Annotated in this window: 26 protein-coding genes and 2 tRNA genes; 13 read left to right on the plus strand and 15 right to left on the minus strand. The window is 70.4% G+C overall.

Going from position 1 to position 21,393, the window contains the following annotated elements; genetic code table 11:
* Window positions 1-107: 107 nt before the first annotated feature.
* Entirely contained in the window at window positions 108-545 is a 438-nt protein-coding gene (locus VGN45_RS10575; protein ID WP_327462169.1) for a thioesterase family protein, read from the plus strand.
* Here the strand turns inward: VGN45_RS10575 and VGN45_RS10580 are convergent.
* On the minus strand, window positions 542-730 hold the full coding sequence (locus tag VGN45_RS10580) for a hypothetical protein (protein WP_327462171.1): 189 nt from the start codon (window positions 728-730) through the stop codon (window positions 542-544). The genes VGN45_RS10575 and VGN45_RS10580 overlap by 4 nt on opposite strands.
* A gap of 187 nt (window positions 731-917) precedes the next feature.
* Between VGN45_RS10580 and VGN45_RS10585 the strand changes: the two genes are divergently transcribed.
* From VGN45_RS10585 to ruvB, 4 genes are read left to right on the plus strand one after another with little or no spacing between them, the layout of a single operon-like run.
* Complete coding sequence (locus VGN45_RS10585) at window positions 918-1,691, plus strand: YebC/PmpR family DNA-binding transcriptional regulator (protein ID WP_327462173.1); 774 nt, start codon at window positions 918-920, stop codon at window positions 1,689-1,691.
* A 46-nt stretch (window positions 1,692-1,737) separates the two neighbouring features.
* Window positions 1,738-2,238 carry a crossover junction endodeoxyribonuclease RuvC gene (ruvC, locus tag VGN45_RS10590; RefSeq protein ID WP_327462175.1) on the plus strand — a complete coding sequence of 167 codons (501 nt, stop codon included), beginning with the start codon at window positions 1,738-1,740 and terminating at the stop codon, window positions 2,236-2,238.
* Window positions 2,235-2,852 (plus strand): Holliday junction branch migration protein RuvA, encoded by a 618-nt coding sequence (gene ruvA, locus VGN45_RS10595; RefSeq protein WP_327462177.1) that lies wholly within the window; start codon window positions 2,235-2,237, stop codon window positions 2,850-2,852. The genes ruvC and ruvA overlap by 4 nt, the downstream gene beginning before the upstream one ends.
* Complete coding sequence (ruvB, locus tag VGN45_RS10600) at window positions 2,849-3,877, plus strand: Holliday junction branch migration DNA helicase RuvB (RefSeq protein WP_327462179.1); 1,029 nt, start codon at window positions 2,849-2,851, stop codon at window positions 3,875-3,877. The genes ruvA and ruvB overlap by 4 nt, the downstream gene beginning before the upstream one ends.
* Window positions 3,878-3,893: 16 nt before the next feature.
* On the opposite strand, the gene VGN45_RS10605 is transcribed toward ruvB, so the two are convergent.
* Window positions 3,894-3,967, minus strand: a tRNA-Gly gene (locus VGN45_RS10605).
* Window positions 3,968-4,163: 196 nt separating this feature from the next.
* On the opposite strand from VGN45_RS10605, the gene VGN45_RS10610 reads away from it, so the two are divergent.
* A complete protein-coding gene (locus VGN45_RS10610; protein ID WP_327462181.1) occupies window positions 4,164-5,831 on the plus strand; it encodes an amidohydrolase in 1,668 nt (555 codons plus the stop codon).
* 6 nt (window positions 5,832-5,837) lie between these two features.
* Here VGN45_RS10610 and VGN45_RS10615 read toward each other — a convergent pair whose 3' ends face one another.
* Genes VGN45_RS10615 through VGN45_RS10630 form a run of 4 tightly spaced genes read right to left on the minus strand, consistent with a single transcriptional unit; the run spans window position 5,838 to window position 9,076 of the window.
* Window positions 5,838-6,704 (minus strand): alpha/beta hydrolase, encoded by an 867-nt coding sequence (locus tag VGN45_RS10615; protein ID WP_327462183.1) that lies wholly within the window; start codon window positions 6,702-6,704, stop codon window positions 5,838-5,840.
* Window positions 6,701-7,333 carry a hydrolase gene (locus VGN45_RS10620; RefSeq protein WP_327462185.1) on the minus strand — a complete coding sequence of 211 codons (633 nt, stop codon included), beginning with the start codon at window positions 7,331-7,333 and terminating at the stop codon, window positions 6,701-6,703. Before VGN45_RS10620 ends, VGN45_RS10615 begins: the two co-directional genes overlap by 4 nt.
* A 7-nt stretch (window positions 7,334-7,340) precedes the next feature.
* Window positions 7,341-8,192, minus strand: a complete 852-nt coding sequence (locus VGN45_RS10625; RefSeq protein WP_327462187.1) for an alpha/beta hydrolase — start codon at window positions 8,190-8,192, stop codon at window positions 7,341-7,343.
* Window positions 8,189-9,076, minus strand: coding sequence for a pirin family protein (locus VGN45_RS10630; protein WP_327462189.1), 888 nt, complete (start codon window positions 9,074-9,076; stop codon window positions 8,189-8,191). Before VGN45_RS10630 ends, VGN45_RS10625 begins: the two co-directional genes overlap by 4 nt.
* A gap of 94 nt (window positions 9,077-9,170) precedes the next feature.
* Here VGN45_RS10630 and VGN45_RS10635 point away from each other — a divergent pair, with 94 nt between their 5' ends.
* Window positions 9,171-10,067 carry a LysR family transcriptional regulator gene (locus tag VGN45_RS10635; protein WP_327462191.1) on the plus strand — a complete coding sequence of 299 codons (897 nt, stop codon included), beginning with the start codon at window positions 9,171-9,173 and terminating at the stop codon, window positions 10,065-10,067.
* Between the two features lie 102 nt (window positions 10,068-10,169).
* Here the strand turns inward: VGN45_RS10635 and VGN45_RS10640 are convergent.
* Window positions 10,170-10,254, minus strand: a tRNA-Leu gene (locus VGN45_RS10640).
* A gap of 108 nt (window positions 10,255-10,362) precedes the next feature.
* Here VGN45_RS10640 and VGN45_RS10645 point away from each other — a divergent pair.
* The 3 genes from VGN45_RS10645 to VGN45_RS10655 all read left to right on the plus strand — a co-directional run bounded on the left by VGN45_RS10645 (window position 10,363) and on the right by VGN45_RS10655 (window position 12,942).
* Window positions 10,363-11,313 carry an alpha-L-glutamate ligase gene (locus VGN45_RS10645; protein WP_327462193.1) on the plus strand — a complete coding sequence of 317 codons (951 nt, stop codon included), beginning with the start codon at window positions 10,363-10,365 and terminating at the stop codon, window positions 11,311-11,313.
* Window positions 11,310-12,353: an LLM class flavin-dependent oxidoreductase gene (locus VGN45_RS10650; RefSeq protein WP_327462195.1), complete on the plus strand. Its 1,044-nt coding sequence runs from the start codon at window positions 11,310-11,312 to the stop codon at window positions 12,351-12,353. Before VGN45_RS10645 ends, VGN45_RS10650 begins: the two co-directional genes overlap by 4 nt.
* A gap of 139 nt (window positions 12,354-12,492) precedes the next feature.
* Entirely contained in the window at window positions 12,493-12,942 is a 450-nt protein-coding gene (locus VGN45_RS10655; protein ID WP_327462197.1) for a hypothetical protein, read from the plus strand.
* 45 nt (window positions 12,943-12,987) lie between these two features.
* On the opposite strand, the gene VGN45_RS10660 is transcribed toward VGN45_RS10655, so the two are convergent.
* From VGN45_RS10660 to hppD, 8 genes are all read right to left on the minus strand, one after another.
* Window positions 12,988-13,863 carry a hypothetical protein gene (locus VGN45_RS10660; RefSeq protein ID WP_327462199.1) on the minus strand — a complete coding sequence of 292 codons (876 nt, stop codon included), beginning with the start codon at window positions 13,861-13,863 and terminating at the stop codon, window positions 12,988-12,990.
* Window positions 13,864-13,966: 103 nt separating this feature from the next.
* Complete coding sequence (locus VGN45_RS10665; protein ID WP_327462201.1) at window positions 13,967-14,974, minus strand: fumarylacetoacetate hydrolase family protein; 1,008 nt, start codon at window positions 14,972-14,974, stop codon at window positions 13,967-13,969.
* Between the two features lie 57 nt (window positions 14,975-15,031).
* Window positions 15,032-15,808 (minus strand): hypothetical protein, encoded by a 777-nt coding sequence (locus VGN45_RS10670; protein WP_327462203.1) that lies wholly within the window; start codon window positions 15,806-15,808, stop codon window positions 15,032-15,034.
* An 80-nt stretch (window positions 15,809-15,888) separates the two neighbouring features.
* Window positions 15,889-16,155, minus strand: coding sequence for a hypothetical protein (locus tag VGN45_RS10675; RefSeq protein ID WP_327462205.1), 267 nt, complete (start codon window positions 16,153-16,155; stop codon window positions 15,889-15,891).
* Complete coding sequence (locus VGN45_RS10680; protein WP_327462207.1) at window positions 16,152-16,514, minus strand: cupin domain-containing protein; 363 nt, start codon at window positions 16,512-16,514, stop codon at window positions 16,152-16,154. Before VGN45_RS10680 ends, VGN45_RS10675 begins: the two co-directional genes overlap by 4 nt.
* Complete coding sequence (locus tag VGN45_RS10685; protein WP_327462208.1) at window positions 16,511-17,680, minus strand: isoaspartyl peptidase/L-asparaginase; 1,170 nt, start codon at window positions 17,678-17,680, stop codon at window positions 16,511-16,513. Before VGN45_RS10685 ends, VGN45_RS10680 begins: the two co-directional genes overlap by 4 nt.
* A gap of 20 nt (window positions 17,681-17,700) precedes the next feature.
* Complete coding sequence (locus VGN45_RS10690) at window positions 17,701-17,877, minus strand: hypothetical protein (protein ID WP_327462209.1); 177 nt, start codon at window positions 17,875-17,877, stop codon at window positions 17,701-17,703.
* Window positions 17,870-18,970, minus strand: coding sequence for a 4-hydroxyphenylpyruvate dioxygenase (gene hppD, locus VGN45_RS10695; RefSeq protein WP_327462211.1), 1,101 nt, complete (start codon window positions 18,968-18,970; stop codon window positions 17,870-17,872). The genes VGN45_RS10690 and hppD overlap by 8 nt, the downstream gene beginning before the upstream one ends.
* Window positions 18,971-19,125: 155 nt before the next feature.
* Between hppD and VGN45_RS10700 the strand changes: the two genes are divergently transcribed.
* The 3 genes from VGN45_RS10700 to VGN45_RS10710 are packed head-to-tail and all read left to right on the plus strand — an operon-like array spanning window position 19,126 to window position 20,906.
* Window positions 19,126-19,770 carry an exopolysaccharide biosynthesis protein gene (locus VGN45_RS10700; RefSeq protein ID WP_327462213.1) on the plus strand — a complete coding sequence of 215 codons (645 nt, stop codon included), beginning with the start codon at window positions 19,126-19,128 and terminating at the stop codon, window positions 19,768-19,770.
* A gap of 40 nt (window positions 19,771-19,810) precedes the next feature.
* Window positions 19,811-20,347, plus strand: coding sequence for a disulfide bond formation protein B (locus VGN45_RS10705; protein ID WP_327462216.1), 537 nt, complete (start codon window positions 19,811-19,813; stop codon window positions 20,345-20,347).
* On the plus strand, window positions 20,331-20,906 hold the full coding sequence (locus VGN45_RS10710; RefSeq protein WP_327462218.1) for a demethoxyubiquinone hydroxylase family protein: 576 nt from the start codon (window positions 20,331-20,333) through the stop codon (window positions 20,904-20,906). Before VGN45_RS10705 ends, VGN45_RS10710 begins: the two co-directional genes overlap by 17 nt.
* The last annotated feature ends 487 nt before the right edge of the window (window positions 20,907-21,393 follow it).

Below are 21,393 nucleotides of genomic sequence, written 5' to 3' on the forward strand. Positions count from 1 at the left end.
TCAAGCCCAAGGCTGCCTATCAGCGCGCGAAGACGCGCAAACGGAAACGCACCCGCCCTCAAGCAGCGAGACGCCGCGCGTCGAGCGGTAGGGCAAAAGGGAGACTCATGAGCGGCACGATCGAACGGACGAAACGCAGCGACTATCGCCGCTTCCAGGCCATCTCCACGCGGTGGATGGACAACGACGTCTACGGCCACGTGAACAACGTGGTCTATTATTCGTGGTTCGACACGGCGGTGAACCGGCTGCTGGTGGTCAATGGCCTGCTGGACATCCAGCACGGCAAGACCATCGGTCTGGTGGCCGAGACGGGCTGCCGCTACTTCGCGCCGACGGCCTTTCCGGACGAGATCCAGGCGGGCGTGCGGGTGGCGCATGTGGGCACCAGCTCGGTGCGCTACGAGATCGGCCTGTTCCGCAACAACGAGGACGAAGCGGCGGCGGTGGGCCACTTCGTGCACGTCTACGTCGACCGCGAGACCAAGCGGCCCGTGCCGGTCGACGAAAAGATGCGCGGCTTCCTCGAGAGCCTGAAGGTCTAGTCGAGGTCCAGCCGGCCCATGACGACCAGGGCGCCGACGGCCACCAGGGCGCCGAGGGCGAAGGCGCCGACCAGCGAACCGGTGGCGGCGGCCGTCGAGACGGTGACGGGGCGCGCCTCGTACCATTCGACGATGTCGGCCTGACCCTCGTCGTCCTCGATCCAGGTCTCGTCGTGGGCGGTCATGGCGCTCTCCTGCAGGGTGCGCGGCTGAAATGCCCGGCGCACCGTCGCGGTTCCGGCGCCGTGACAGCCGCCGCGCCCTCGGCTAGATGCCGTCGCCACGCCCGACACGCGCGTGCGCCAGAACTCCACCCGCCCTCAAGCAGCGAGCCGCCGCGCGGCGAGCGTTAGGGCCAGAAAAGACCCTTCCATGGCCGGCCATTCGAAATTCAAGAACATCATGCACCGCAAGGGGCGCGCCGACGCGGTGCGGTCCAAGCTGTTCAGCCGCCTGTCGCGCGAGATCACCGTGGCGGCCAAGTCGGGCATGCCCGACCCGGCCATGAACCCGCGCCTGCGCCTGGCGGTGAACAACGCCAAGGCCGAGTCCATGCCCAAGGACAACATCGAACGGGCGATCAAGAAGGCCTCGGGCGGCGAAATCGACGCCATGGAGGAGATCCGCTACGAGGGCCGCGGCCCCGGCGGGGTGCAGTTCGTGGTCGAGGTGCTGACCGACAACCGAAACCGCGCGGCGTCGAACGTCCGCGCCGCCTTCGCCAAGCATGGCGGGGCGCTGGGCGAGACCGGCAGCGTCACCTTCATGTGGGACCGGGTCGGCAAGATCCACTATCCGGCCGAGGCGGGCGCCGAGGACGCGGTCATGGAGGCCGCCATCGAGGCGGGCGCCCAGGACGTCGAGAGCGATCTGGTCAAGCCGGACGTCTACGAGGACGCGCCGGGGCACGTGATCTGGACCGCCTTCGAGGACCTGAACGACGTGGCCGAGGCCATGTCGAAGGTGCTGGGCGACCCCAAGTCGACCTCCATCGTCTGGAAGCCGCAATCGACCGTGCCGCTGTCGGGCGAGGCCGTGGGCACTCTGGTCAAGCTGATGGACGCGCTGGACGCCGAAGACGACGTGCAGCAGGTCCACTCCAACGAGGACGTCTCGGACGAGGACTGGGAAAAATACGGCGGCTGACGCCGGTCATTGTCCGTTAGTCATCCTTCGGGCATGACTGGAACGGATGGCGAACGAAGCGACTCGCATTCTGGGACTTGACCCCGGCCTGCGCCGTACCGGCTGGGGGGTGGTGGAGGCGCACGGCTCGCGCCTGCGCTGGATCGCGCACGGCGTGGTGAAGGCGCCGGAGGCGGGCGCGCTGTCGACGCGGCTTCTGGCCCTGATGGAGGCGGTGGCCGGAGTCTGCGCCGCCCACGGATGCGCCGAGGCGGCGATCGAGGAAATCTTCGTCAACATGAACCCCAGCTCGACGCTGAAGCTGAGCCACGCGCGCGCCGCCGTCATGCTGGCCCCCGCCCGCGCCGGCCTGTCTGTGGCGGAGTATGCGCCGAACCTGATCAAGAAGGCCGTGGTCGGCGCCGGCCATGCCGACAAGAGCCAGATCGCCTTCATGGTGAAGCGGCTGCTGCCCGCCGCCGGCGACGTGACGGCCGACGCCGCCGACGCGCTGGCGGTGGCGATCACCCACGCGCAGCTGCGGCGGGCCCCGGGGCTGGCGGCATGATCGGGCGGCTGCGGGGCATACTGGCGGAGGTCGAGGCGGACCACTGCGTCGTCGACTGCGGCGGCGTAGGCTACGTCGTCGCCTGCGGATCGCGCACGCTGCAGCGCCTGCCCGCGCCGGGCGACGAGGCGACCCTGCACGTCGAGACCAGCTGGTCGGCGGAGAACGGGCCCCGCCTGTACGGCTTCCTCGACCGGGCCGAGCGGCGGGCGTTCACGACCCTGACCGGCATCCAGGGCGTGGGGCCCAAGGCGGCGCTCAGCGTGCTCGACGTCCTGCCGCCGGGCGACCTGGCGGCAGCCGTGGCGCGCGAGGACAAGGCGGCGGTGGCGCGGGCCAACGGCGTGGGACCGAAGCTGGCCCTGCGCATCGTCACCGAGCTGAAGGGCAAGCCGCTGGGCGACGCCAGCTTCACGCCGTCCGCGCCCGGCGTGCATGTGGAGGCCGCCGCGCCGCAGCCCAGCCTGGCCGGAGAAGCCGTCTCCGCCCTGCTGGGCCTCGGCGTCGCCGAGGTCAACGCCCGCCGCGCCGTCGATCAGGCCCTGATCCGGCTGGGTGAGGAGGCGGACCTGTCCGCCGTCATCCGCGCGGCCCTGCAGGAGCTGGGCCGGTGAGCGACGACCGCATCATCTCCGCCGCCCCCGGCCCCGGCGAGGCCTACGACCGGGCCCTGCGGCCGCAGACGCTGTCGGAGTTCGTCGGGCAGGAGCAGGCCAAGGGCAATCTGAAGGTCTTCATCGACGCCGCGCGCGGCCGGGCCGAGGCGCTGGATCACGTCCTGCTGTTCGGCCCGCCCGGCTTGGGCAAGACCACGCTGGCGCAGATCGTGGCGCGCGAGCTGGGCGTGGGCTTCCGCGCCACCAGCGGACCCATCCTGGCCAAGGCGGGCGATCTGGCGGCGATCCTGACCAATCTGGAGCCGCGCGACGTCCTGTTCATCGACGAGATTCACCGCCTGAACCCGGCGGTGGAGGAGATCCTGTATCCGGCCATGGAAGACCATGTGCTGGACCTGATCATCGGCGAGGGCCCCTCGGCGCGGTCGGTGCGCATCGACCTGGCGCCCTTCACCCTGGTGGGGGCGACGACGCGGGCGGGACTGCTGGCCACGCCGCTGCGCGACCGGTTCGGCATTCCGCTGAGGCTGGAGTTCTACACGCCCGAGGAACTGACGCGCGTGGTCATGGGCACGGCGCGCAAGATGGGGGCGACCGTCACCGAGGACGGCGCGCTGGAGATCGCCGCCCGCTCGCGCGGGACGCCGCGCGTGGCCGGTCGCCTGCTGCGCCGCGTGCGCGACTTCGCCGACGCCGAGGGCTCGAAATCTGTCGGCAGGCTGGAGGCGGCGCGGGCGCTGGCCCGGCTGGAGGTCGACGAGGCCGGGCTGGACTCGCTGGACCGGCGCTTCCTGAAGGCGCTGATCGAGAACTACGGCGGCGGGCCGGTCGGCATGGACACGCTGGCGGCGGCGATCGCCGAGGCGCGCGACGCGGTCGAGGACGTGATCGAGCCCTACTTGCTTCAGCAGGGCTTCATCCAGCGCACCCCGCGTGGCCGCATGGCCTGCGCCCGCGCCTATGCCCACCTCGGCCTGACCGAGCCGCCGAAGCGCCCGGAAACCGGCGGCCTGTTCGACTGATTTCGACGGGAGCGGCTGGAGCGGGCAGCGGGAATCGAACCCGCACGAGCAGCTTGGGAAGCTGCCAGGCTACCACTACATCATGCCCGCGGCGCCGGGGGCGTCGTAGCGCGGCGCAGGGCGCGGGATCAAGCCGGCCCCCCTTAAAGGAGCGCGGACGTCCACGTCCGCGACGGGGCTTTTCGACGGAGTCGCGGACCCGGAGGTCCGCGCTCCAAGGCGAGCGACTCGTCTTCGCGTGATGTTTCGCTAGAACGGGCGGACACTCATCGCCAAGGTCCGTCCCATGCGTTTCCGCCTCGCCCTGACCGCCGCCGTCGCCCTGTCGGCGCTCGCGCCCGCCGCCCTGGCCCAGGACATGATCATCCGGGGCGGGACCATCCACACGGGCGTGGACCGTGCGCCGACCGCGCGGGTGGTGGTCGTCGACGACGGGATCATCGTCCACGTCGGCGACGAGCGGCCCGATCTGGCGCTGGACGACGGCACGGTCGAGATCGACCTCAAGGGCGCGACCCTGTTCCCCGGCTTCACCGACGGCCACGCGCACCTCAACGGCATCGGCCAGCGCGAGCTGACGCTGAACCTGGAAGGCTCCGCCTCCGTCGCCGACGCCATGTCGCGTCTGTCGGCCTGGGCCGAGGCCAATCCGGAGGGGCCGATCATCGGTCGCGGCTGGATCGAGACCCACTGGCCCGAGGGCCGCTTTCTGACGCGTCAGGATCTGGACGCCGCCGCGCCGGGCCGGATCGTGCTGCTGGGCCGGGCCGACGGCCATGCGGTGGTCGCCTCGACCGCCGCGCTGGAAGCGGCCGGCATCGACGGCTCCACCGCCGCGCCCGACGGCGGCGAGATACTGAAGGACGCATCGGGCGCGCCCACCGGCCTGCTGGTCGACGCGGCCGAGACCCTGGTCGCCGGCCTGATCCCGCGCGAGGACGAGGCCTCGATCCGCCGCGCCTATGAGGCGGGTTTCCGGGTCTATGCCCGCTATGGCTGGACCGGCGTGCACTACATGAGCGTGCCGTGGGCCGACGTGCCCTTGCTGGAGCGGATGGCCGAGGAGGGCCAGGCGCCGCTGCGGGTCTACAACAGCGTGACGCCCGACGGGGCCGAGGCCCTGTTCGCGTCCGGCCCGCGCTCCGTCGCCGACGGGCGGATCATCACCCGGGCGGTGAAATTCTATGCCGACGGGGCGCTGGGCTCGCGCGGGGCGGCCCTGTTCGAACCCTATGCCGACCGGCCCGACACCACCGGCCTGATGCAGATGACCGGCGACCAGATCGTTCCGGTCTATGAGCGCGCCCTGCGCAGCGGCATCCAGGCGGCGACCCACGCCATCGGCGACCGCGGCAACGCCGAGGTGGCGGGCTGGTACGCCCAGGCGATGGAGAGAGTGCCGGCGTCCGAGCGGCCGCAGGGCGACGACGTGCGCTGGCGCATCGAGCACGCTCAGATCCTGAGGCCGTCCGACTATGGGTACTTCGGCTACCTGCCGATCATCGCTTCGATGCAGCCCAGCCACGCCATCGGAGATCTGCATTTCGCGCCCGCGCGGCTGGGTGACGCCCGGCTGGACGGGGCTTATGCGTGGAAAAGCCTCTCGGACATGGGCGTGATCGTGGTCGGCGGCTCGGACGCGCCGGTCGAGCGCGGCGACCCGGCCATCGAGTTCTACGCCGCCGTCGGCCGCCGCGACCTACAGGGCTTCCAGGGGCCCGACTGGCGTCCGAACGAGGCGGTGGACCGCGCCACGGCGCTGAAGATGTTCACCATCTGGCCGGCGGTGGCCAGCTTCCGCGAAGACGAGCTGGGCACCATCGAGGTCGGCAAGCGCGCGGACTTCACCGTCTTCGATCTGGACCTGATGACCGTGCCGATCGCCGACATCCCGAAGGCGAAGGCGCTGTACACCATCGTGGACGGCGTCGTGGTCTGGCGCGCCGAGGACTGACGACGGTCAGCCCCGGTCCGGCGCCAGAAACTCCAGCAGGGTCTCCGACAGGGCGTCCGGCGTCTCTTCCGCCAGCCAGTGGCCGGCGCCGTCGATGACCACGCCGCGCACGTCGTCGGCCAGCGCCCGCAGCGCCATTTCCGGCCAGGCGCCGGCCGCCCCCGCCCCACCGACGCCGAGACAGGGCATGCGCAGCCGCGTCTCCGCCGCCCGCGCCCTGAACCAGTCCATGTCTTCGAACACCGCGGCGAACTGCATGAAGCCGCCGCGCAGGGCGCCCGGCCGCTGCAGGGCCCGGACATAGACCTCGAAGTCCGCCATGGGCACGGCCTCGGGATCGATCGACCAGTGCTGGAAGTACCAGGACAGCAGCTCGCGCTCCTTGCCGGCGATGAAGGTCACGGCGACGTCCGGATGGGTGAAGAAGGCCAGCTGCCAGTTGACGTTGTCGGGCGCGGCGGTCAGCCCCGCCTCATAACCGAAACCCGGCGGGGCATATTCCAGCACGGCCAGCCGCGAGACGCGCGCCGGCTCGGTGAGGGCCAGGGCCAGCGCCGTCCCGCCGCCGTGGTCGTAGCCGACGACCGCCGCCCGCTCGACCTCCAGCGCGTCCAGCACGGCCGCCGCGTCGCGCGCCAGCTCGGCCTTGGCATAGCCCGCGGCCGGAATGTCCGAGCCGCCCATGCCCCTCTGGTCGATCGCCACGGCGCGGAATCCGGCTCCCGCCAGATCCGCCATCGTCCGCCGCCACATCCACCCGTGCTGCGGAAAGCCGTGGATCAGCAGAACCGCCGGCCCCTCGCCCTGAGAAACGGCATGCAGGCCGACGCCGTCGCGGACGACGCGGTGGTGTCGCAGGCGTCCGTCGGTCATGCCTGCCTCCCGAGGTTGGCCATGACGTACTCGACCCCCCACTGCACGCCCATGCCGTGCTCCAGGATGACGGGGTAAAGCCGCTGATACTCGGAAGACTGATTGTCCGGGGCCCACTCGGCCACCACGGCGAACCAGGTGGTCGGCGTGGCGCCGGCCTGGATCAACCTCTGACATGCCCGTTCGTGAGCTTCCGGACTCAGGCCGCCGGACGCGTCCGCCACGAAGTGGACCTCATAGCCGTCCCGCATGGCCGACAGCGCGGTCTGGGTCAGGCACACCTCCGTCCACAGACCGGCCATGACCAGCTTGCGCCGGCCCGTCGCCTTGACCGCGTCGACGAAGCGCGGGTCCGACCAGGCGTTGGTGTTGGTCCGGTCGATGGGCGTCTGATCGGGAAACACGCGCGACAGCCCACCGAACAGCGGGTCCTGCAGAGGTCCGCCCTCGGCGTTGATCGTCGTCAGCAGGGTCGGCACGCCCAGGGCGGTCGCGGCCTTCGCCAGCCCCAGCACGTTGTTGGTCAGACTGTCCGGAGCGATGGACCGGATGGGAAAGGCGACCCACGGCTGGTGGTCGATCAGGCACAGCAGGCTGTCTTCGATCCTCAGGTCGTTGATCGTGTGCATCGGGTCCTCACAGGGTTTGGGTGAACGCCAGCACGGCCTCGGCGAAGGCGTCGGGCCGTTCCTCGGCGCACAGGTGGCCGCAGGTCTCCAGCGTCACGCCGGTGACCGTTTCGGCCACCAGGCGCATCTGCTCCTCGACGCCGGGGTGGCCGTACTGACCGTTGATGGCCAGCACGGGCACGCGCAGCTTTTCGGAGGTCGCGGCGCGGATCTGGTCGGCGGTGGTCAGGGCCTCGCGGTACCAGCCGAACGAGGCGTCCAGCCCGCCGGGCTTTCGAAGGCCGCGCACGTATTCCGCCTTGTCCTCGGCCGTGATCGACGACGGGTCGGCCACCATCGAGGTCAGGAACCAGTCCACCAGTTCCACCTCCTTGCCCTGCCACATCAGGGCGGGAACGCGCGGCTGGGCGTTGAAGGCGAACCACCAGTAGACGAAGGGGTTCTCGCGCGTGAAGGCGGTGAACCGGTCCAGGTTGTAGCCCGGCAGGGGTTCATCGACGTAGACCAGTCCGCGCACCGCGTCCGGCGATCCGGCCGCGAACAGAAGCGCCGGCAGGGCCCCCATGTCGTGGCCGACGACCACCGGACGGTCCAGCCCCAGCGCGGCCGACGCCTGCCGCAGGTCCTCCGCCAGGGTCAGCCCGTCATAGCCGGCGTACGGCTTGTCGCTGTCGCCATAGCCGCGCATGTCCAGCGCCACCACGCGGCGCCGCGCCGCCAGCAGCGGCATGACGCGACGCCAGTGATAAGACGTCCCCAGCCAGCCGTGGACCAGCAGGATCGGCGGACCCTCGCCGGCCTCGACGTAGTGCAGGGTGACCCCGTTGACGGGGACCTTTCCGGATCTGAACGCGGTCATGCCACCTCCCGGGTCTGCAGGGCGCCGCCGTCGCGCGTCTGGTCGGCGAAGGGGGTCAGGCGGCCGAACCGCCCGGCCTGAAACGCGTCGCGGAACCGCCGGGCCTGCGCCGCGTCCGACGCCACGAACGGACCGGCGTGGACCCGCGGCCCGCCCAGCGGACGCCCTGCGAACAGGGTCAGCCGCGCGCCCTGCGGCCCGGCGACGATCTCCGCCGCCTCGCCGGCGCGGGCCAGGATCGCGGCGTGGTCGGCCGAGGCGTCCCGATCCCCGACGCGCACCGAGCCTTCAAGCACCACGAGGAAGGCGTTCTCGTCGGCCGTCAGCTTCTGCACATGCCGCGCGCCGGGCGCCAGCGTCAGGTCGATCAGCCGCACCGGCGTGGGCGTCTTCAGCGGTGACGCCTTATCCCCGGCCACGCCGAGCACGACGCGCGCGACGACGCCGTCGCTCGCCGCCACCGGCACCTCGGCCGCCTTCAGATGCAGGGCGAAGGGCGCGATCTCGCGGTCGGCGGCGGCGTGATCCATCCAGATCTGATAGCCGCGCGCCGCCGCGCCCGACGACTCCGGCTGCTCCTCATGCAGCACGCCGGATCCCGCCACCGTCACGTGCAGGGCGCCCGGCGCGATCCGGTTCAGGTGGCCCAGGGTGTCCTGGTTGACGAAGCCGACCGGGCTTTCGGGCAGGATGTAGGTGGCGACGGAGAAGCCTGCGTGCGGATGCGGAGGAAACGTCGGCCCCGTCATGTCGTAGAGGGACACGACCAGGAAGGGGTCCATGCCGGCGCCCACCTCCTGGCCCACCAGGTCGCGGGTGGTCAGCCGGGGGCCGTGACGCTCCGGCGTGACGGCGACGATGCGGTCGATCGATCTGAAGGCCATGTCTCGCTCCCGTGCCGAGGGAACAGATGACCGACCCGTCAAGCTGGACCAGATGGCCGTCGTGGGATAGTTCGTCTCGAAAAGTGGGACGAACATGGACGTCGAGGCCCTCACCGACTTCTTGGCGGTCGCCGACGAGGGCGGCGTCTCGGCCGCATCGCGCCGGCTGGGGCGACCCAAGCAGACGGTCTCGCGTCGTGTGTTGGCGCTGGAGGCGCAGCTCGGCGTTCGCCTTCTGGATCGGGGCGCGCGAGCCGTGCGCCTCACGCCGGAGGGCCGGCTTCTTCATGAGCGGGCGGGCCGGATTCTGGGCGACCTCGACGAGCTGAGGCGCACCTTGTCCGAACGATCTGAAACCGTGGAGGGACCTCTCCGACTCTCTGCGCCGATCCTGATGGGCCAGACCATACTGGGACGAATCGCCGCGGAGATGCTGGCCCGTCATCCCGGCCTCAGGCTGGAGATCGTCATGGCCGACCGCCAGGTCGATCTGGTGGAGGAGGGCTTCGACGCCGCCATTCGCGTCGGGCACGACGTCAGCCCCGGCGTCATCGCCCGCAAACTGACCGAGGCGGATGTGATCCTTGTCGCCACACCGGATTTCGTCGCCGCTCACGGCCCGGTGCGCGCGCCCGCGGACTTGGCGACGACGCCCTGCGTGCTCCTCGGTGAGGCGGGCCCCCGCAAGGTCTGGACGCTGGCGCATGAAGCGCAGACGGCGACGGTGGAGGTGGGAGGCCGACTGACGGCGTCGTCGCTCAAACTCTGCCTCGACGCGGCCTTGGCCGGAGCCGGAGTGGCCAGCGTGCCCGCCTTCATCGCCCGGCCGCATCTGGACGCCGGCGACCTGGTCCGCATCCTGCCGGAATGGCGCAGCGGGCGGATGCCGATCCGCCTGGTCCACCCCAGCCGCCGCCTCGCCTCGCCCCGCCTGCGCGCCGTGACCGCCGCCCTGTACGAAGCCTTCGCCGGCGCCGGCTTCCAGGCCTGAGTCCCCTCAAGCGGCGAGCGACCGCGTCGCGAGCGGCAGGGCGCGAACCCGCCCTCAAGCAGCGAGCGCCGTGTCGCGAGCGGTAGGGCGCAGATAAAGAGATGGTGCCCCGGGTCGGGCTCGAACCGACACTCCTCTCGGAACCGGATTTTGAGTCCGGCGCGTCTACCAATTCCACCACCGGGGCGCAGGCGTGCCGATGCCATGCCGCCGGACCCGCGTCCAGTGGCCGCGCCCGATGAACGACGATCTCAGCCCCTTGCGTTTCATCATGATGTAACGCATCTGGCGATCCATGACCGACCTGCCCGACCTCGCCGTCGTCTATGAGCATCCCGAGTGGTTCGAGCCCTTGTTCCGGGCGTTGGAGCGGCATGGGGTCAGCTATGTGAAGGTTCCGCTGGCGGGCAGCACGTTCGACCCGGGCGACTCGCCCGCTCCGGCGACGGTGGTGTTCAGCCGGGTGGCCATGTCGAGCTTCCTGCGCGAACCGGAACATCCGATCTTCTACGCCCAGAGCCTGTTCGAGCATTGGCAAGGACTGGGGACGCGGGTGATCAATGCGTCCGCGCTGAACATCGACACCTCCAAGGCGCGACAGATGAGCCTGATCGCGCGACTGGGGCTGAAAGGGCCGGCCACGCGCGTGGCGCACCGGCAGGCGGACATCCCGACGGCGGCCGAGGGCCTGCGGTTCCCCGTCCTGGTCAAGGCCGACATCGGCGGGGCTGGCGCGGGCATCACCCGCTATGAGACACCCGAAAAGCTGGCCGAGGCGGCGGGCGAGAAATGGTGCCCGGTGGGGGTCAACGGCATCTCGCTGATCCAGGAGTACGCGCCGCGCCGCGGCGGCAAGGTGACCCGCGTCGAGACGCTGAACGGCAAGTATCTCTACGCCATCGACATCGAGAGCCCGGGCGACGCCTTCGACCTGTGTCCCGCCGACGCCTGTCTGGTGCGGCCCGGCGCGCCGACCCTCACCATGACGAAGGCCGAGCCGTCGGCCGAAATCATCGCGGCTGTGGAGCGGATCGCGGTCGAGGGTGGGATCGAGGTCGGCGGCGTCGAATATCTGATCGACGCGCGTAACGGGGACGTCCTGTTTTACGACATCAACGGTCTGTCGAACTTCGTGGCCAATCCGGTCCAGGTGCTGGGCTTCGACCCGCACGACGATCTGGTGGAGTGGCTGAAGACGATCATCGCGGACGAGATGGCCAAGCGCGGCGGAGACCTGGCGGCATGAGATACGGTTACTGGGCCCCGGTCTTCGGCGGCTGGTTGAGAAACGTCGACGACGAGCGCGAGGCGAGCTGGGAGAACCTGTCTCGCCTTGTGAAGCGGTCGGAGGCCCTGGGCTATGACCTGACCCTGATCGCCGAACTGAACCTGAACGACATCAAGGGCATAGAGGCGCCGGCGCTGGACGCCTGGTCCTCGGCGGCGGCGCTGGCGGCGATCACCGAGACGATCGAGTTGATGGTGGCGGTCAGGCCGAACTTTCACCAGCCGGCCCTGTTCGCCAAGCAGGCGGCCAACATCGACCGGATTTCGAACGGGCGGCTGGCCCTGAACGTCGTTTCGTCCTGGTGGGCCAAGGAGGCCGAGAGCTATGGCCTGCAGTTCGACCAGCACGACGACCGCTATGCCCGGACTGGCGAATGGCTGGAGGTGCTGAACCGTCTGTGGACGGAGAAGCGGGTCGATTTCAAGGGCCGCTACTACACGCTCAAGGACGCCATCGTGCAGCCCAAGCCGACCTCGAGCCCGGATCGGCCGCGTCCGGTGATCTACGCGGGGGGCGAGAGCGAGGCGGCGAAGACCCTGATCGCCCGGTTCTGCGACGCCTACGTCATGCACGGCGACGAGCCTGAGTTCATCGCCGAGAAGGTCGCCGACATGCGGGCGCGGCGCGAAAGCTTCGGCCTGCCGCCGATGCAGTACGGCATGGCCGGCTATGCCATCGTGCGGGACAGCCAGGCGGAGGCCGAACGCGAACTGGAGCGGATCACGACCATCCCGGGTTTGGCCGAAGGGACGCCGCCCGCCGGATTCGCCAACTTCGACCAGTGGCTGTCGGGCACCGAACTGGAGCGGGAGCTGAAGATCCGCGAATACAGCGTGTCGAACCGCGGCCTGCGCCCCGGCTTCGTCGGCACGCCCGAGACCGTCCGGGAACGGATCGAGGCGTTCGAGGCGGCGGGCCTGGACCTGCTTCTGCTCCAGATGTCGCCTCAGGAAGAGGAGATGGAGCGGTTCTCGGCGCAGGTGATGCAGCCGAACTGAACCCGGCTTCACCGATGGCGATCGGAATCATTAAGTCAAGGTAACTTGACTATGTGGAAAGCATATTTGACATTGGCCCGCATCGGCGGGCCAGGTCGCATGCGCGCATCTCCCGCCTGACCACAGGAGGGAGCTCGTCATGAGCCATACGAACGTCAAGCCCGCCAAACGCCCCTGGCACCGCTGGGTCGTGGGGCCGATCCTCGTCATCCAGGGGTTGCTGGAAGGCGCCAACGTCGCGGCCGCGCTGGTGCTCGGCGGGACCGCGGAGACGCCGATCCCGGAAGGGCTGCCGCCCGGCGCGCTGGACTATTACGCCGCTCTGGCGCCCTGGGAGCATGCGGTCGGCGTCGTCTACTGCCTGCTCGCCGTCGTCACGGGCGTCGCGGTCATGGCCTGGGCTTCGTGGGGCCGGGCCGCCATCGCCGCGCGTGCGGGCCTGCATCTGGGCTATTTCGGCTTCCATCTCGCCACCTCGACCTACCTGGCCGTGTTCGGCTGGACGGGGTTCGCCATCTCGACCGGCCTTCTGGTCGCGGCGCTGGCCTACGTCCTCCTGCTGGTCCCAAGGGCCGCGCGTCGCGGCTGAACGTCCCGCTCCGAATGTCTGACGGGCGCCCGCTCCAGGCGCCCGTCAATCCCCCTGGCGCGCCGCCTCGCGCTCGCGCCGCTCGGCCTCCCGGCTGCGACGCCGACGCTCGCGGTCTTCGGCGTTGCTGTAGCCGTCCATCACGAAGCTGACCTGGAAATACATGCGTCGGATGGGCAGCGGTCCCTCCCCCTCCGCCGGTCCGACCCGGGCGCGGCGCACTGAGCTCAGCACTTCGTCGCCGAACCCCCCGTCGCGGGGATGCTCCGTCTCGATCACGCAGTCGCGCAAAACTCCGTCGGGGGACGTCAGGCAGGTCACGTTGGCGAAGCCCTTGGCGTACTGCCGACGCGCCGAGGGCCACTCCGGCTGCGGACGCCGAACCCACAGAATGCCGCCGGGCAGCCCCTGCTCGTCCAGTCCCTCCAGTTCGGCGTCGCGCGGATCGACCAGCGGCCGGCCGCAGGCCGTCAGCGTGGCGTCGATGGCCGACGACGAAGCGGGCAGTTCCAGATCATATCGCAGCGTGCGCCCCTCTCCGGCCCCGTCGGGCACCCGAAGCTGGAGACGGCCGCCCTCGCGCATCTTGCGCGCCAGCGGCGCGGGCAGGGGGCTGACCGCCATGGTTTCATCCACGGCGACGTTCCACAGATGGGCGTGCGGGATCGGGTCGTCGCCGAAGGCCAGGCTGAGCGGCCTCTGGTCACGATTTCCGGCCTCCGGCAGGCCACCGATCACCGCGTCGAACCCGCCGTCCAGGCACCGGAACGTGATGCCCAGACCGACGTCGAACACCGTGTAGGCCATGACCATCTTCTGCCGGTCGTCCCGGATCAGATCCCAGTCGGCGACGGCTTCCTGGGCCGACGCCGGCTGGGCGATCAGCAGGGGCAGACAGACGAGGGCGCGGAAACGCGGCATGACGGGAACTCGGGACACTGACGACTTGGGGTGGAGTTCCTGATCGCCGAGTCACACGACAGGGGCGTGACGGGTCAACCGGCAGGATCGAGCGCGCCGCGCTTCACGCCGTCGCCACCGTCTGTTCGATGGCCCCGAAGATCGAGTGGTGCTTCTCGTCCAGCATTTCGATGCGCACTGTGTCGCCCGCCCGCAGGAAGGGCGTCTCCGCCTTGCCGTGCAGAAGGGTTTCGACCGTGCGCACCTCGGCGATGCAGGAATAGCCCAGGCCGCCCTCGGCCACCGGCTTGCCGGGTCCGCCGTCGGCGTCGCGGTTCGACACCGTGCCCGAGCCGATGATCGACCCCGCGCCCAGCGACCGGGTCTTGGCCAGATGGGCGATCAGCGTGCCGAAATCGAACGTCATGTCGACGCCGGCGTCCGCCTGGCCGAACGGCTTGCCGTTCAGCTCGACCGTCAGCGTGCCGTGCAGCTTGCCGTCCTTCCAGCGGTCGCCCAGGTCGTCGGGCGTCACGAAGACGGGCGACAGGGCGCTGGCCGGCTTGGACTGGACGAAGCCGAACCCCTTGGCCAGTTCGGCCGGGATCAGGTTGCGCAGCGACACGTCGTTCACCAGGCCGACCAGACGGATCGACGCCAGCGCGGCGTCGCGGTCGGCGCCCAGCGGCACGTCGCCGGTCACCACCGCCACCTCGGCCTCCAGATCGCAGCCCCAGGCCTCGTCTTTCAGCGGGATCGGATCGCGCGGGCCCAGAAAGCCGTCGGACCCGCCCTGGTACATCAGCGGATCGGTCCAGAAACTGGCCGGCATCTCGGCGCCACGGGCCTTGCGCACCAGTTCGACGTGATTGACGTAGGCCGAACCGTCCGCCCACTGATAGGCGCGGGGCAGGGGCGCCGCGGCCTCCCGCTCGTGGAACCGCCCGCGGGGGACCGAGCCGTGCTCCAGCATCTCCGCCAGATTGCGCAGTTCCGGCTCGCATCGGTCCCAGCCGTCCAGCGCGGCTTGAAGCGTGGGCGCGATCAGGAAGGCGTCGGTGTACCAGGCCAGATCCCGGGAGACGACCACGAGGCGGCCGTCGCGGCCGTGCTTGAGCGAAGCGAGTTTCATCCCTGAGTCTTAGAGCGGGATCCGCGCGGGTGGAACCGTCCTTCGCGCCGTCGAGGTCTACTTCTTTCGCTCCCAGATCGGGCGGCGTGGAGCCGCCGGCTCGTCGCCGTGGGTCTCTGCGTCACCGTCTCCGTCGCCATGCCCGTGCTTGTGCGCGTCGTCATGGCCGTGACCGTGGTCGTCCTCGTGCGCCGCATCCTTCGGCATCCGGCTGAGCTGGCGGCGCGCGCCGACCAATTCCTTCACCCGATCGTCCTTGCGCGACCACCAGTCGTGGAAGGCGCGCACGGCCTTGGCCAGTTCGTCGATCTGCTCCTTGCCCGTCAGGTCGCCTGAGGGCGGCGGCGGCGGCGCGGGCGGCGGCACGGCGTTGACCGTCACGTTGATCGTCTGGTTCTGCGTCGTCGAGGCGGCGGGCGACGCGGTCGCGGCGGCGGCCGCCGCCGGCTTGGCGGCCGGACGCTTGCCCTCCAGGGCGTTGGTGATCGCCGTCATCGGGCCCGACAGCCCCCCGCCCAGGCTCTTCACCTGGCCCAGCTGGTCCTCGACGAGATCCTTCAGCGCCCGCGCCTTCTCGACCAGGCGGTCGCTCTCGGCGGACAGGGCCTCCTTGGCGGACTTCAGCACGCGCTTGTGAATCGCCTTGGCGACGGCCTCCTCGTCGCCGTCCGAACCTCCGCCGCCCCGGCCCATCAGAAAGCCGATGACGCCGGCCAATGCGATCAGCCCGGCCAGCAGCGCCGCCATCAGAGGGTCCAGCCCCAGGAACAGCGGTCCGGCCACGTCTTCGTAGCCGCTGGGCGCGCCCCCGAAATCCGGCGTGAAGTCCGTCATGCCCGTCCCCTCCGGCTGGGGCGCATGTTGCCCGAGGCCGCTCGCCGATCAAGGCGATTCCCGTTCCGGGAGGCGGGAAGTCAGCCTTCCGGCGCCAGCACCGCCTTGGCTTCGGCGCCCACCTTCAGCGTCGGATCACGCACCTCGACCTCGATCTGTATGCCGCCCGCCGGCTCGTGCGCCCACAGATAGCGCCGCTCCACCTCGACCTCGCGGCCCGACGGCGCGAAACCGGGGAACACGTCGCCCCACGGGGTGATCCGCTTCATCTCGGCGAAAGACAGGTCCAGGGCCGCGTCCAGTTCCTCCATGGCCATCACGGACAGTTCGTCTTCGGGCGACGTCACACCTCCACCCCCTGCGGCGCCGTGAAGGCCGACGTCGGCGCGTCGCCGGTGTTGATCACCTCCGACGGCTCGAAGATCACCACCTCGGCCTCCTCGTCCGCCGCCGTGCGGTGTTCGACGCCGCGCCGCACCACAGTGAACTGGCCCGGCCCCAGATCGACGATCCGGTCGCGGTACTCGACGCGGAACCGGCCCTTCCAGACCAGGAACATCTCGTCGGCGTCGGCGTGGCTGTGCCAGGGAAAGACGCCCTGCACCTTCACCAGACGCACGTCCTGCCCGTTCAGCCGGGCGGCCACGCGCGGCCGCCAGTGATCGTCGAAGGCGGCGAATTTCTCGGCCAGGTCGACGGCGGTCATTGGCCGTCGTCCGCGTCCTGGCGGTCGTCCGCATAGATGGCGACCCAGGCCGGGGCGCCCGCCGACACGGCCCCGCGGTACATGCCGGACGTGTTCATGGCGAAATGAGGCTGCCCGGTCTGCGTCATGACGATGACGCCGCCCTCGCCGCCCAGGGCGCCCACCTCGGCGATCTCCGCCTGCGCCGCCATGTGCGCGGGCAACTGCAGATGGACCATGCAGATGGCGTCCGGTGGAGCGTCGCGTTCGCAGATCTCGGTACGGCGCGCCAACTCCGCGGCGCGGACCTCGGGATAGGCGTCGAACGCCGCCTTCCGCGCGCAGATGTCCCGCGCCGCCGTCGCGCGGATGAAATACTCGCCCGAGCCCGTCGCCGACACGGCGCAGCCCTCGGCGTTGGAGGCATAGGTGCCCGCCCCGATCACCGGCACGTCGCCGACCCGGCCCCAGCGCTTGCCGGACATGCCGCCGGTGGAGGTGCCGGCCGCCAGCCGCCCCTCCCGGTCCAGCGCCACCACGCCGACGGTGCCGAACTTGCGCTCATCAAGGGGCGGGGCGACCACTGCGGCGGAAGCCTCGGGCGGCGGCGGCGCGCCTTCCGGGCGCGGCGGCACGGGCCGGCCCTCACGCTCCAGCTGGCGCACCAGCCCCTGCCAGCGGCGCTCGGTGAAGAAATAGCCGGGGTCCACCTCCTCCAGCCCCTGATCGCGGGCGAAGGTCTCGGCCCCCGCGCCGATCAGGAAGACGTGCGGCGACTTTTCCATCACCGCCCGCGCCGCGCTGATCGGATGGCGCGTGCGGGTCAGGCCGGCGACAGCGCCCGCGTCCAGCGTGGTCCCGTCCATGATCGCCGCGTCGTGCTCGATCCGGCCGTCGGCGGTGAAGACCGCGCCGCGCCCCGCGTTGAACAGGGGATCGTCCTCCATCACCTGGATCACGGCTTCCACGGCGTCCAGCGAGCTGCCGCCGCCGGCCAGAACCTGAGAGCCGACCTCCAGCGCATGGGCCAACGACGCGCGATAGGCCGCGTCCTGCTCCGGCGTCAGCTGCCCCCGCTCGATCACCCCGGCTCCGCCGTGGATGGCGAGGGACCACTGGACGCGCTCCTGCGCGGCGGCGGGCAGGGCGAACAATGCGAGCGCGATGGCGGCGACGAACGACTTCATGAGGGCGTCCCCAAGGCCCGTCACCCCCGGTGGTGCAGGCGTTTCCATATCTGATAGCCCACGACGGGCGTCAGGCCCACCGCCGTCGCCAGGGCGACCAGCAGCCACAGGTTCGGCACGTGCGGCGCGGCCAACCCCGCCGTCACGCCCGCCAGGATCGGCCCCAGAAACGGCAGCCAGGCCGGCGGCTTAGGCATCCACCTTGATCACGCCGCGCCGGATCTGGTCCAGCTCGATGGAGTCGAACAGGGCCTGGAAATTGCCCTCGCCGAACGCCTGGTTGCCCTTGCGCTGGATGATCTCGAAGAAGATCGGGCCGAAGGTGTCCTGGGTGAAGATCTGCAGCAGCAGGCCGTCCTGGTCGGACCCGTCGATCAGGATGCGGTTCTTGCGCATCCGCGCCACGTCTTCGCCGTGGCCGGGCAGGCGCTTGTCGATCAGCTCGAAATAGGTCTCGATCGTGTCCTGGAACGGGATGCCGCGCCGCTTCATCTCCTCGACGGTCTCGAAGATGTCGTCGGTGGCCAGGGCGATGTGCTGGATGCCCTCGCCGTTGTAGCGGCGCAGGAATTCCTCGATCTGGCTGTTCTCGTCCTGGCTCTCGTTCAGCGGGATGCGGATGGCGCGGTCCGGCGCGATCATGGCCTGGCTGAACAGGCCCGTCGCCTTGCCCTTGATGTCGAAATACTTCTGCTCTTCGAAGCCGAAGACCTGGCCGTAGAAGCCCGACCAGTTGCGCATCTGGCCGCGGCGCACGTTGTGCGTCAGGTGATCCAGGGTATGCAGGCCGACGGCGTTCTTGCGCTCGGCCTCCTCCCAGCCCTCGACCTCGTCCCAGCCGTCGTACAGCGAGCCGCCCTCGCCGTACTGGTCGACGATGTACAGCAGCGAGCCGCCGATCCCCTGCAGCACATGGGGATAGCCTCCGCCCAGGGCGCCGCCGTCATGGCCCTCGGCCGGGCGGGCGCCCCGCGCGACGGCGCCCTCGAACGCGGCCTTGGCGTCGGCGACCCGGAAGGCCATGCCGTTGGCGGACGGGCCGTGGTCGTCGGCGAAGGCCTTGGCCTGACCCTTGGGCGTCATGTTGACCAGCAGGGTGATGTCCCCCTGCTTCAGCCGGACCACGCCGTTGGCCGGGTTCACATGCGTGCGGGTGAAGCCCATCAGCTCCAGCCGCGCCGCCATGGCCTCGGGCTCCGGGCCGGTGAACTCGACGAACTCGAAGCCGTCGACGCCCAGCGGGTTCTCCCGATCGATGGTCTCGGCGGTGGGGTGCACGGCATCGTCCATGGTCGCGTCTCCTGAAGGTTCGGCTCTGCGGGCCGGTTTCGCGGCGGAACCTAGTGTCAGGGACGCCCCAAGCCAAGCCGCGCCACGGCCATGTGATCGACGGCTGGCCTTGCGCCGCGGCATCGGCTAACCGCGGGCGCCGAAACGGAGCGCCCATGACCGACCCCGACCGCCACCAGGACGACGCCGGCCAGGGCTTCATCGCCCTGATCCGCAGCCTGTCGGAGAACGCCGGGCCCGACGGCATGACGCTGCGCGAAATCCGCGACCGGCTGGACGAGCGCGCCTTCGGTCTGATGATCCTGATCCTGGCCGTGCCCTGTCTGGTGCCGGCGCTTTACGGCGTGCCCCAGATCGTCGGCATCCCCATCCTGCTTCTGGCCGGCCAGATGCTGGTGGGAAGACATGAGCCCTGGCTGCCCGAGGCCATCCTGAAGCGGTCGGTGTCCAAGCCCTGGCTGGACCGCATGGCCGACTTCGCCACGAAGAGCATGGGCTGGACCGAGCGCCTGTCCCGCCCGCGCCTGCGCCTGTTCGCCGAAGGCTGGGCCGAGCGGGCGGCCGCCGCCTTCATGATCCTGGCCACCGTGACCATCGTCCTGCCGATGACCAACACCGTGCCGTCCGTGGCCCTGACCCTGCTGTCGGTCGGCCTGATCCAGCGCGACGGCCTGTTCGTGCTGGGCGGGGCGACGGTGGCGACGGGATGGGTCGTGGCCCTGCTGACCGTGGCCGCCGGCTTCTGGCTGGGCGCGGGCTGGGCCGTGGGCCTGGCGGCGCGCGTCGGCATCGGCGCCTGATCGCATCGACGCGGCCCGAAGGCGGCGCTAGAACCCTCAGATGATCGGCCTCTATCGCCTCCTGACCCGCTGGTGGACCGCCTTCGCGCTGGCGGCCTCGCTGGCCCTCTTGGGCGCCGCCCACGCCTTCGAGCGGTTCGGCGGCCTGGCCCCCTGCAACCTCTGTCTCAAGCAGCGGGAGGTCTACTGGGGCGCCGTCGCCATCGCCCTTCTCGCCACGCTGTGGGCGGTGATCAGCCGCGCCAGCCGCGGCACGCCGCGGGTGGCCTCCTTCCTGCTGTTCGCCGTCTTCACCACGGGCGCCGTCACCGCCGCCTATCACGCGGGCGGCGAGATGAAGTGGTGGGAGCTGCCGGCCACCTGCTCCGGCGGGGGCGGCGACATCGATCTGGAGGCGCTGGCGGCGCTGGCCATGGGCACGGGCGAGCCTTCGCGGCCGGTGCTGTGCGACGCCGTGACGTGGCGCTTCGCCGGGCTTTCGATGGCAGGGTGGAACACCTTCATTTCGGCGGCGCTGGCGATCTTCAGCCTGCTGGCCGCCAAACGCCCCAAGGACGCCCGTGCCCCCAGAGGCTGATCCCTCCATTCCGCTTCCCCGGCCCGGCCCGGGCGAGCCGCATCGTCGCCTGGCCGAGATCCTGCGCGTCGACCACGCCGGGGAATACGCCGCCGTCCACATCTATCGCGCCCAGCGCGCCGTGTTCGAGGCCCGCGCCGGCAAGGCCGCCGTCGCCGCCGACCTGACGGAGATGGAAGCGCACGAACAGGTCCACCTGTCGCGGTTCGAGGCCCTGCTGACCGAGAAGAACGTCGCGCCCACCGCGCTTCTGCCGCTGTGGCGGCTGGCCGCGGGCGCGCTGGGCGCCGGCACCGCCCTCTTGGGCGAGAAGGCCGCCCACGCCTGCACCGAGGCGGTCGAGAGCGTGATCGAGAAACACTACGGCGCCCAGATCGCCGAACTGTCGGAGCGCGACCCCGATCTGGCGGCCGAGCTGACGCAATTCCGCGACGACGAACTGGCCCACCACGACCACGCCGTCGCCCACGGCAGCCGCGACGCCCCGGCCCACCGTCTGCTGTCCGAAGTCATCAAGGCCGGCTGCCGCACCGCGATTCGGCTCAGCGAACGGGTGTGATCAAGTTCGTTTCCTTCTCCCCTTGCAGGTGGAGGCGAGGCGCATCGCGCCGACCCGTGGAGTAGTCTTCCTTCTCCCCTTGCGCGAGAAGGTGGCCTCGCGGAGCGAGGTCGGATGAGGGGTCGCACCGACGGCGCCGATCAGGAGGCGGATGACCTCTCAGGCCTGAGAGACCCCTCATCCGTCAGGCTTCGCCTGCCGCCTTCTCCCGCAAGGGGAGAAGGACGATGCGTCGGCTTGATGCGCGAAGTCGTGACGACTTCTCCCGTCTTTCCTTTCCCTTTCAATGCGGTGCGTTTTTTCAGCGTCGACTTTCCGACGTCGGTTGGGGGCTGCTGCAGCATCCGGGGGTTCCGTCGCGGGGGAGGGCGCAAGGCCTTGCGAGCTTGTCGCGGCGGGAGCGGTTCGAGCGGGGGGCTCGACGGGCGCATGCGCCCGCAGAGCCCGGTGCCGGCTCCATCGTTCGACCTCGGACCTCGCGGCCCTC

The organism is Brevundimonas sp., assembly GCF_035999125.1.
Taxonomy (GTDB): Bacteria; Pseudomonadota; Alphaproteobacteria; order Caulobacterales; family Caulobacteraceae; genus Brevundimonas.

What these genes read in the sequence shown, in the direction of transcription:
- VGN45_RS10585 (WP_327462173.1), top strand. Translation starts at nt 918, where the DNA reads ATGGCCGGCCATTCGAAATTCAAGAACATCATGCACCGCAAGGGGCGC.
- VGN45_RS10690 (WP_327462209.1), bottom strand. Translation starts at nt 17,877, where the DNA reads ATGCCTAAGCCGCCGGCCTGGCTGCCGTTTCTGGGGCCGATCCTGGCG.
- hppD (WP_327462211.1), bottom strand. Translation starts at nt 18,970, where the DNA reads ATGGACGATGCCGTGCACCCCACCGCCGAGACCATCGATCGGGAGAAC.
- VGN45_RS10630 (WP_327462189.1), bottom strand. Translation starts at nt 9,076, where the DNA reads ATGGCCTTCAGATCGATCGACCGCATCGTCGCCGTCACGCCGGAGCGT.
- VGN45_RS10610 (WP_327462181.1), top strand. Translation starts at nt 4,164, where the DNA reads ATGCGTTTCCGCCTCGCCCTGACCGCCGCCGTCGCCCTGTCGGCGCTC.
- VGN45_RS10655 (WP_327462197.1), top strand. Translation starts at nt 12,493, where the DNA reads ATGAGCCATACGAACGTCAAGCCCGCCAAACGCCCCTGGCACCGCTGG.
- VGN45_RS10650 (WP_327462195.1), top strand. Translation starts at nt 11,310, where the DNA reads ATGAGATACGGTTACTGGGCCCCGGTCTTCGGCGGCTGGTTGAGAAAC.
- VGN45_RS10705 (WP_327462216.1), top strand. Translation starts at nt 19,811, where the DNA reads ATGATCGGCCTCTATCGCCTCCTGACCCGCTGGTGGACCGCCTTCGCG.
- VGN45_RS10620 (WP_327462185.1), bottom strand. Translation starts at nt 7,333, where the DNA reads ATGCACACGATCAACGACCTGAGGATCGAAGACAGCCTGCTGTGCCTG.
- VGN45_RS10660 (WP_327462199.1), bottom strand. Translation starts at nt 13,863, where the DNA reads ATGCCGCGTTTCCGCGCCCTCGTCTGTCTGCCCCTGCTGATCGCCCAG.
- VGN45_RS10665 (WP_327462201.1), bottom strand. Translation starts at nt 14,974, where the DNA reads ATGAAACTCGCTTCGCTCAAGCACGGCCGCGACGGCCGCCTCGTGGTC.
- VGN45_RS10615 (WP_327462183.1), bottom strand. Translation starts at nt 6,704, where the DNA reads ATGACCGACGGACGCCTGCGACACCACCGCGTCGTCCGCGACGGCGTC.
- VGN45_RS10575 (WP_327462169.1), top strand. Translation starts at nt 108, where the DNA reads ATGAGCGGCACGATCGAACGGACGAAACGCAGCGACTATCGCCGCTTC.
- VGN45_RS10645 (WP_327462193.1), top strand. Translation starts at nt 10,363, where the DNA reads ATGACCGACCTGCCCGACCTCGCCGTCGTCTATGAGCATCCCGAGTGG.
- ruvA (WP_327462177.1), top strand. Translation starts at nt 2,235, where the DNA reads ATGATCGGGCGGCTGCGGGGCATACTGGCGGAGGTCGAGGCGGACCAC.
- VGN45_RS10680 (WP_327462207.1), bottom strand. Translation starts at nt 16,514, where the DNA reads ATGACCGCCGTCGACCTGGCCGAGAAATTCGCCGCCTTCGACGATCAC.
- VGN45_RS10670 (WP_327462203.1), bottom strand. Translation starts at nt 15,808, where the DNA reads ATGACGGACTTCACGCCGGATTTCGGGGGCGCGCCCAGCGGCTACGAA.
- ruvC (WP_327462175.1), top strand. Translation starts at nt 1,738, where the DNA reads ATGGCGAACGAAGCGACTCGCATTCTGGGACTTGACCCCGGCCTGCGC.
- VGN45_RS10580 (WP_327462171.1), bottom strand. Translation starts at nt 730, where the DNA reads ATGACCGCCCACGACGAGACCTGGATCGAGGACGACGAGGGTCAGGCC.
- VGN45_RS10685 (WP_327462208.1), bottom strand. Translation starts at nt 17,680, where the DNA reads ATGAAGTCGTTCGTCGCCGCCATCGCGCTCGCATTGTTCGCCCTGCCC.
- VGN45_RS10625 (WP_327462187.1), bottom strand. Translation starts at nt 8,192, where the DNA reads ATGACCGCGTTCAGATCCGGAAAGGTCCCCGTCAACGGGGTCACCCTG.
- VGN45_RS10700 (WP_327462213.1), top strand. Translation starts at nt 19,126, where the DNA reads ATGACCGACCCCGACCGCCACCAGGACGACGCCGGCCAGGGCTTCATC.
- VGN45_RS10635 (WP_327462191.1), top strand. Translation starts at nt 9,171, where the DNA reads ATGGACGTCGAGGCCCTCACCGACTTCTTGGCGGTCGCCGACGAGGGC.